4 protein-coding genes are annotated in these 5355 nt (G+C 41.4%); all 4 read right to left on the bottom strand.

All coding sequences use genetic code 11. The annotated features are described in order from the left end of the window. Window positions 1-1427: type I DNA topoisomerase (gene topA / locus AC1DPZ_RS21220; protein ID WP_477407175.1), on the bottom strand; the 1427-nt coding region annotated here is incomplete at its 3' end. A 209-nt stretch (window positions 1428-1636) separates the two neighbouring features. Beyond that, window positions 1637-2725 (bottom strand): tRNA 2-thiouridine(34) synthase MnmA, encoded by a 1089-nt coding sequence (mnmA, locus tag AC1DPZ_RS21215; protein ID WP_477407173.1) that lies wholly within the window; start codon window positions 2723-2725, stop codon window positions 1637-1639. Between the two features lie 1059 nt (window positions 2726-3784). Beyond that, window positions 3785-5032 carry a glutamate-5-semialdehyde dehydrogenase gene (locus AC1DPZ_RS21210; RefSeq protein WP_477407171.1) on the bottom strand — a complete coding sequence of 416 codons (1248 nt, stop codon included), beginning with the start codon at window positions 5030-5032 and terminating at the stop codon, window positions 3785-3787. Between the two features lie 3 nt (window positions 5033-5035). Next, window positions 5036-5355, bottom strand: a 320-nt coding sequence (locus tag AC1DPZ_RS21205) for a PUA domain-containing protein (RefSeq protein ID WP_477407169.1), incomplete at its 5' end; no start/stop codon positions are given.

The raw sequence follows: 5355 nt of genomic DNA, 5'->3' as shown, positions 1-5355 counted from the left end.
CGGTTTTGTATGGTTGAAATAGTAGGAGCGTAGGTAGACGGGCGACCGATACCCAGCTCTTCCAGTTTCTTAACCAGGCTTGCCTCTGTATAACGTGCAGGCGGGCGCGAGAAACGCTCGGTGGCCGACATTTCCTGTAAAGCTAAACGCTGGCCCCTGGTTAAAGGCGGCAGCATGGCATTGTCTCCATCCTGCTGCGGCTCATCCTCATCATCCTGCGATTCAAGGTAAACCTTCAGAAAACCGTCAAACTTCATTACTTCACCATTAGCGGTCAACTCATCTCTACGGGTTGATATACTGATTTTTGCAACAGTCTTTTCAAATTGCGCTTCACTCATTTGCGACGCGATGGCACGTTTCCAGATCAGCTCATACAGACGTTTTTCATTAGATTCGCCGTTGATTGTATGATTGTTAAAATAGGTTGGCCTTATAGCTTCGTGAGCTTCCTGCGCGCTTGCGTTCTTGGTTTTATATTTTCTTAGCTGATGGTATTTGTCGCCATAAGCTGATACAATTTCTTGTTGAGCTGCATCTAATGCGGTTTCGGATAAGTTTACCGAGTCTGTACGCATATAGGTAATATAACCAGATTCGTACAGCCTTTGCGCTACCTGCATGGTACGTGCTACTGAGTAGCCGAGCTTCCTGCTGGCTTCCTGCTGCAGTGTTGATGTAGTGAACGGCGCAGCCGGTGAGCGTTTGGCCGGTTTGGTTTCCAGCGAACGCACATCAAAATCAGCTCCTATACAATCCTGTAAAAACTTTTCAGCATCTTCCTGTTTGGTAAAACGTTCGGCAAGTTCGGCTTTAAAGGCTTCTTTGCCTTTGCCAAATACAGCCACTATTTTAAAGGCCGCCTCTGATGTAAATTTATTTATTTCGCGTTCGCGGTCAACAATAAGTCTTACAGCTACTGATTGYACACGACCTGCAGAAAGTGATGGCTTCACTTTTTTCCAAAGAACAGGGGAGAGCTCGAAACCCACAAGCCTGTCTAAAACGCGGCGGGCCTGTTGGGCGTTCACCAGGTTGTAGTCAATTTTACGCGGAGTATCAATTGCTTTTAATATTGCAGGTTTGGTAATTTCATGAAAAACAATACGTTTGGTTGATGCATCTTTTAAACCAAGGGTTTCAAATAAGTGCCACGATATAGCTTCTCCTTCGCGGTCCTCATCCGATGCAAGCCAAACCATTTCTGCTTCTTTAGCTAATTTCTTCAACTCGCTTACTACCTGCTTCTTATCTGCAGGCACCTCGTATTTTTGAGCGAAGTTGTTACCTATATCTATCGCATCTTCAGACTTCACCAAATCGCGGATATGCCCGTAGCTCGACTTCACAACGAAGTCTTTACCAAGGTATCCCTCGATGGTTTTGGCTTTCGCCGGAGACTCAACTATCAGTAAATTTTTGGCCATTTAAGCAGTTATTTTTTGCAAATAAAACATAAAGAAAGCGAAACGCCAATTAGTTTTTGCTAAAGATGTTAGAAAGTTGGAATGTTTTAAGGTTGAAATGTTGCTTTGGCGAGCATAGACTGTAATAAAATCGGAAAGTAAAACACCAGATATTGCAATCGATAACATTGCAAATTTCCAACCTTAAAACATTCCAGCAAATAAAAGGATTACATTAAAAAACCACCACCCAGCAGATCGTTACCTTCATAAAACACAGCCGACTGGCCCGGGGCTATGCCAGAAACATTATGGTGAAAATCAACCTTCATGTGTTCGCCCATTTGCACAATACTGCTTTGGGTACCTRCATCCTTATATCGGATTTTGGTGATCGCTTCAATAGGTTCGGTGATACTGGCGTATTTAACCAGGTTAAGATTTTTTACCCAGGCTTGTTTCCGTTCCAGTTCATCAGCTGTACCTAATACCACAGTATTTGTTTGCGGATCGATACTGGTAACAAACATAGGTTGCCCCAAAGCAATGCCCAAACCCTTGCGCTGACCTATTGTGTAAAAAGGATATCCCTGGTGCTTGCCTACTATAGTGCCGTTAGCGAGTACAAAATTGCCACCGGCAACACGTTCCTCCAGGTCTTCTACTTTATGCCTTAGAAACGATCTGTAATCGTTATCGGGTACAAAACAGATCTCGTAGCTTTCGCTTTTACCGGCCAGTTCAATCTGCCCCATATCCATGGCCATTTGCCTGATCTCGGGTTTAGAAAAACTGCCTAAAGGAAATTTAGTACGTGCAAGGTTTTTTTGAGATACTCCCCAAAGCACGTATGACTGATCTTTGTTTTCGTCTTTGCCTTTTGATATTACATAACGGCCATTGTCCTGCAGGCGAATGTTTGCATAGTGGCCCGTAGCAATAAACTCACAATCGAGTTTATCGGCACGTTTTAATAAAGCATCCCATTTAATATGCGTATTGCATAACACGCATGGGTTAGGGGTACGGCCCGCAAGATATTCATCAACAAAGTTGTCGATCACAAAATCGCCGAACTCATTGCGAATATCCAGTATGTAATGCGGAAAGCCATAACTTACGGCCAGTGCACGCGCATCATTAATACTATCCAGACTGCAGCAGCCGGTTTCTTTGGAGCTGCCTCCTGATGATGCATAGTCCCAGGTTTTCATGGTAAGGCCGATCACTTCATAGCCCTGTTCATGAAGCATCACTGCCGCTACCGAACTATCAACGCCACCGCTCATTGCCACTAAGATCCTGCCATGCTTACTCATAATAGGCGCAAAGATACGATATTGTGATTTATGTTGATAGAGACTTGGGTCAGGATAGGGTAAGATTTACGTTGGGCGTACTTAAGTGCAGGAATTTAGTTAGGTAATACATCGTTTTGCCATTATCAAATTTGTAAATTATAAAAGATGCTATTTAATCAATAGTTAATTTAATCTGTTGATCAGTGTGTTATATAGACTATGTGAAGTTTTAATTATACATAAATTTAATTTTATGCCATTGAATATTAGTCTTGTTTACTCAGGATAAAAGTATAGCCCATTGTACAACGGGCTATACTTTTACATACTGGAAGGGTTAAGATATCTATATCAAATTAGAATCTTTAATACAAACGACTAACTTTTTTTATTAAGCCATTGTTTAATCCGGGAATTGATAAGTATACCTGCCACCATAAAGGCGACTAACAGGTATACGGTCATGATGTGCTGTGGCATTTTTAACTGGTTTATAATTTTAATAAATGTAACGGGGATGCTGCAATAATTCCAAATGATTTGAAAAATATATATCTGACGGATAAGGAAAAAAAGTCAAATCGCGGTGTATCTTTTATAATAAAAGGACTATATTTTCTTATTGCGGAGTTATCAGGTTTTTAGCTAAAAATTACATTTCAAGTCGATGAATAAAAAAAAATGCGTTTAAAAGGCTTTTTATTGCTTGAATTTTCTGTTTTAACGTAATGTTACACTAATACTATTTCAATGTTAAAAGATTTTTTTTGCTAATTTTTTAAAGAATAAATGTGGAGTTGACTATTCTAAAACATTTCGTACTGTTTATTAAAATTAACGTAAAAATGATATTGCCTATTGTAACATTCGATTTACAATATAAATTTGCTTTACCCTAATTAATTTAATAAAATGATACGCCAATTAACATTAGAACAGAAGTTGCAAGGAGTAATTTTGATGATCATTTGTTTTGTAGCCATTGCGAACTACTTAATTAAGTAAGTCCGCTAAACAAGAAACAATTAAGGTGCTTTTGGAAAGCACCTTTTTTTATGCAATAAACTCTGGGTTGGGTTATAAATTCCTTATCTGCCCATCGCCTTTAACTATCCATTTATAGCTGGTAAGCTCATCCAGGCCCATAGGGCCGCGGGCATGCAACTTTTGCGTACTGATACCTATTTCGGCGCCTAAGCCAAACTGTGCGCCATCTGTAAACGCGGTAGATACGTTGGCATAAACCGCTGCGGCATCAACGTCGTTTAAAAAGGTCGCTATGTTCTCAGCATCTTCGGATATAATTGCCTCGCTATGTTTGGAACTGTTTACGGCTATGTGTTCTAAAGCTTGCTTAAAACTATCCACCGTTTTAACGGCCATTTTCATCGATAGAAATTCGGTGCCAAAATGTTCCGGCTTTGCTTTATGGAGAAGGTTTGCAGGGTAATCGTTTTTTAAAGCCAGGTAAGCAGGTTCATCGGCAAAAATTTCAACCTGTTTCTCTTTCAGGATATGGGCAAGCTGCGGCAGATCATTTAATCTGTCGGCATGAATTATCAGGCAATCTAGGGCATTGCATACGCTAACCCGGCGTGTTTTAGCATTGGCAATAATCTCGGCGCCCTTAAGCAGGTCGCCAGATTGATCGAAATAGGTGTGTACAATACCTGCGCCTGTTTCAATAACCGGTACTTTACTGTTATCTCGCACAAAATCTATCAGCGATTGGCTCCCGCGTGGTATTAGCACATCCACAAAGCCAATAGCGTTTAACAATGCTGCGGTTGCCTCGCGCTCGGCGGGGAGCAGGGTAACTACATTCGGGTCTATATGATGTTTGGTGAGTACTTTATGTATTATGGAAACAATGGCACGGTTTGAATGATCGGCATCGCTGCCGCCCTTTAAAATACTGATGTTGCCTGTTTTAAAGCACAGCGCAAATACATCAAAGGTAACATTTGGCCTTGCCTCATAAATTACGCCAACCACACCCAGCGGCACGCGAACTTTAGTAATGGATAAGCCATTGGGCATATGTGTTTCAGAAAGTTGTTTACCCAAAGGGCTATCGAGGTTGGCTACACTGATCATATCGCCGGCAATAGCCTCAATACGGGCAGCGGTAAGTTTCAGCCTGTCATATTTTGGATCTTCAGGATCCATCAAGTCAAGATCCTTTTGGTTTTCGGCTAATATCGCATCTGTTTGGGCAACAGCCTCTGCAGCTACATCATTTAAAACCTCGTTTATAAGGGCAGGGGCAAGGGTTGGCTTTCTGCCAGCTATAAGTGCGTTTTGGAAATATTGATTGTAATTCATGTGTTAACCCTGTAAATAAAGATAATCATAATGTACCAAAGGCTTCTGATTTTTTTGGCCGATCCGTTCCCGGGCTTTATCTGAGCCATATTCGGCAATGCCAAGGCCTATAAGTTTATGGCTTTCATCAACCAGTTTAATGATATCGCCTTTTTTAAAGTCGGTTATTACCTTAGCAACGCCCACGGGTAATAAACTTGTGGCCTTGCTGGATACCAGCGCTGCTTTAGCCCCTGCATTAACCTGAACTGAACCAGTAGCCGATTTTTCTGAATGGGCAATCCATTTCTTTTTACCCGAAGCTGTTTTGTTGGGGATAAAGC

It is taken from the genome of Mucilaginibacter sp. P4_G9 (assembly GCF_056400985.1).
The sequence above is the reverse complement of the archived record's forward strand: the minus strand, read 5'-3'. Positions and strand labels throughout refer to the sequence as shown.

What these genes read in the sequence shown, in the direction of transcription:
- AC1DPZ_RS21210 (WP_477407171.1), bottom strand. Translation starts at nt 5,032, where the DNA reads ATGAATTACAATCAATATTTCCAAAACGCACTTATAGCTGGCAGAAAG.